A 3955-nucleotide genomic window follows, 5' to 3' on the forward strand; every position below is an offset into this window, starting at 1 on the left:
CTTGGCAAGCTCAAGGAGATAGTACCGGAGTTTGTACATAGACCATAAAAATCATTGAAGTGAATTTTAAAGTTAAAAATTCACTATTAAATCAAATTTATGACATAAATATGACATTATTATATTATAATTTGATTTTTAATAAGACAAAGAATAAAATAGTGTAATATATACATTAAAAAACAAGGGAAAAGAATGAATAAAGTAGTACTTTCAGTATGTACGGTAATGGCGATGAGTAGTTTAGGATTTGCAGGGGGAGACATGAAAGATGTAGAACCTGCTGTGGTACCTGTAGTTGAAGTAATAGAAGAAGAGAAGAACTTCTATGTGGGTCTTGGACTTTCTGCTCTAAGTACACGTGAAGGTTCTTTGGACTTCTTTGATGATAAAGATGATCAAGACAGAACAGGAAACCTTGCATTCCTGGCTGGATATGAGTTTAACCCGTATGTGGCTGTAGAAGGTCGTTATTCGACATATATAGCTGAAGAGGATTGGCTGAATAGTGATACATGGGGGATCTATCTTAAGCCTCAATACCCAGTAAATGAAGATTTCAATGTCTATGCACTACTAGGATTTGGTGGTATGTCAGTTGATGGCGTAGATGGTTTTGATATGGATGTAGATGATACTGGATTCCAATGGGGTTTAGGTGTAAGTTACGGTGTGGCAGAAGATTTTGCGATCTTTGTTGATTATGTTAGTATCGCAAGTGATATGGATGCGGATGCATGGTTCGGAAGACCTACTGATGTGGAAGTAGATGCAGATGCAATTACAGTCGGTGTAACATATAGCTTTTAATCTTCTCTTTTCGAGTCATATAAAGACGACTCGAAGAGAACAATTCTTATATCGTTTTGATATAAAACACCAGTAATCTCATATATGAACTTTAAGAACTCCAAGGAAGAAAATGAATACAGATAACATGCAAATAGATGAAGAAGAAATAGATATCAAAGAGATCTTCCGTACTCTATATCGATATAAAACTATGATATTTCTTCTGGTTATTTTATTTGCGCTTGTCAGTAGTTATTATGCTTATTTCAAACCCAATGTGTATCAGGCTTCGGCTACTGTAGAGGTAGGTTTGGACCAACGTGGTTCCGGAGGTCAGGATGTGCTTGCAATGGCAATGGATTCTGGCAGTATGAATGCGGATACAGAGATGGATATCATTAAGTCAAGATTTTTGACTGAGAAAGCCCTCAAAAAAGTAAACTTTACTCATCGCTATTATACGACCAAAAGATTTAAAGAGTTCGAACTTTATAAAGAAAGTCCATTTCAAGTGGGTATGAATAAAGGGTATGATATATCCTTTGACTTTTACCCAGTAGATGAAAAAAGTTATCGTCTGGTAGTAGTAGAAGCAAAAGATGAAAATGGTACTGTTTGGTCTTATGATGAAACCCTTCCTTATAGTGAGGAGATAGTCACAGAACATTTTCATCTTAACATTGTAAAGACAAAAGAGCCCAAGGATGCACAGTACAGATTTGTGATCATTGATCCTGAAAACATAGGAGGCTATGTTCAGGGAGGTGTAAGTGTAAGTCAAAAATCAAAGTATTCTACTATGCTTGAGATCTCTTATGAAGATAATGTACCTTTGCGTGCCAAAGAGTTTGCCAATGCTTTAGCTGAAGCATATATACAGCAGAACATAGAGAAAAAAACAAAAGAGGCAACACGTACACTTACTTTTATCGATAAACAGTTGAAATTCATCACTGAAAACCTTAAGGGTTCTGCCATTAAACTGGAAGAATTTAAAAAAACTTCCAATACGATAAATTTAAGTGCCAAAGCTGAAAATATCATCCGACAGATGAGTGCACATGAAACAAAATTGGCAGAGATAACTATACAGCAAGAGATGTTGGATACACTTTACACACAGGTACAGTCTGGTAAGGATCTTGAGAGTATCGCAGTAGCTAATATAGACAGGGAAGGGTCGGCACTCTCAAGTATAGTTAAAGAGCTTCAAGATGCTATCATTCAAAAGAAGATCTTGCGTGAAGACTATACTGAAATGTCAACTAAAGTGAGTAAACTGACCAAGACGATCGAACAGCTTAAAAAGGTTATGGTTGACACGATCAAAAACCTTAGAAAAAGTATAAAAGAGCGTAAAGTTCTGCTTGAACAATCTATTGCATCGCAGCAGAAACTTTTAAATACACTTCCTGCTGATGAGAGAATGTTTGGACAGTTGCAACGTAAATTTGTGGTGAATGAGAAGATATACTCCTACCTGTTGGAGAAACGATCAGAGACAGCGATCGTCAAAGCATCTACAGTCTCGAAGAATAGGATCATCGATAAAGCGCTTCTCCCGAAAGGTCCTATCAAACCTAAGAAAAAGTTGATCGTACTGGTAGGTTTGATCATGGGATTGATCCTGGGGATCGCACTTGCCTTTTTGCGAGACTTCCTGGATGATCGTATAAAAGAGGAAGAGGATGTCACAAAGGTGACAGGTGTACCTATACTTGGTACTATTCCGAATATGAAAGAGGATGATAATACGGTCCAGGTATTTTCATCTCCGAAATCTGCTTTAGCGGAATCTTTTAGAAATCTGCGTACCAATTTGCAATTCATGGCAAGAGAAAAGAAGGCTCATGTTATCGCAATCACTTCAACTGTTGGTGGAGAAGGTAAGACAACGACATGTATAAACTTAGGTGGGATCATGAGTATGGCAGAAAAGAAAACAGTAGTACTCAATCTTGATATGAGAAAACCGACACTTCATCAAAAATTTGGACTTAGTAATGCTAAAGGTATGAGTACTTTGCTGGCTGGGCATACGGCTTTAGGTGAGGTGATACAGCATACTGAGTATGATCATTTGGATATTATCACTTCTGGACCGGTGCCGCCAAATCCGAGTGAACTGATACAAAGTGAACTGATGGAAAAAATACTGGAAAAACTAAGAGAAGTTTATGATGTGATCATCCTTGATACTCCTCCTGTCGGTCTGGTAACAGATGCAAGAACTTTGATGCATTTTGCAGATACAAGTATCTATGTGCTTAGAGCAGATTACTCTAAAAAAGGTTTTTTACGCAGTGTTGAAAAACTCTCTAGAGAAGAGATCAGTGGTTTAGGCATCTTGCTTAACGATGTTAAAATGACTAGAAATGGCTATGGCTATGGTTATGGCTATGGCTATGGATACTATGAGGAAGACAAGGATTAAAATGCAGTACAGTGAGACACTAAATGTCGAATCGGGTGAAAAGTGATATTTCCTTTTTTTAAAAAACAAAAAGAGCCAAAGAGAGGACCTATTCTAAATGTTGATCTTCATTCCCACTTCATACCAGGGATTGATGATGGTGCACAGACTATGGAAGAGAGTCTTTCTCTTTTGAAAGAGATGGAAACTTTAGGCTACAAGAAAGTGATCACCACACCTCACATTATGGTAGATGTCTACCGAAATACACCCAAGATAATCAAAGAGGGACTGGACTCTTTAAGAGAAGCAGCAAAAGATGAGGGGATTCAACTGGAGATAGAAGCTGCGGCAGAGTACTATCTTGATGAAGGTTTTTATGATCATCTGCATAGTGGTAAAGTGATGAGTATCAATAACAAATACCTTCTTTTTGAAACCTCTTATGCCTCGAAGCCTCTATAGCTTGAAGAGATGATCTTTGAAATTTTAGCAACAGGATATATACCGCTTATGGCACATCCTGAACGTTATCGTTATGTTAGAGATCCTCTAAAAGAGTACAGCAGATTTAAAGAACTTGGCGTACTGTTTCAGCTTGACTTGAACTCTTTGGGTGGGCACTATGGTAAAGATGCTAAGAAAAAAGCAGAGATACTTTCTGGAAATGGGATGATCGATTTCTTAGGATCTGATGTACATCATCTTAAACAGACAAAATTTTTGGATGAAGTATTTTACAGTGAGGAC

The 3955-nt window shown here is 37.4% G+C and carries 2 protein-coding genes and 1 pseudogene; all 3 read left to right on the forward strand.

What is annotated here, in order from left to right; genetic code table 11:
- The first annotated feature begins 195 nt into the window (after positions 1-195).
- The gene (locus tag ABYK33_RS14380; RefSeq protein ID WP_373033985.1) at positions 196-810 is read left to right on the forward strand and encodes a porin family protein; all 615 of its coding nucleotides are present in this window, start codon (positions 196-198) and stop codon (positions 808-810) included.
- A 112-nt stretch (positions 811-922) separates the two neighbouring features.
- Positions 923-3226 (forward strand): GumC family protein, encoded by a 2304-nt coding sequence (locus ABYK33_RS14385; protein WP_373033987.1) that lies wholly within the window; start codon positions 923-925, stop codon positions 3224-3226.
- Positions 3227-3268: 42 nt separating this feature from the next.
- Positions 3269-3955 (forward strand): annotated as a pseudogene (locus ABYK33_RS14390) (tyrosine-protein phosphatase); the annotation flags it as partial.

Source organism: Sulfurovum sp. (assembly GCF_041562805.1).
In the GTDB taxonomy this organism is placed as follows: domain Bacteria; phylum Campylobacterota; class Campylobacteria; order Campylobacterales; family Sulfurovaceae; genus Sulfurovum.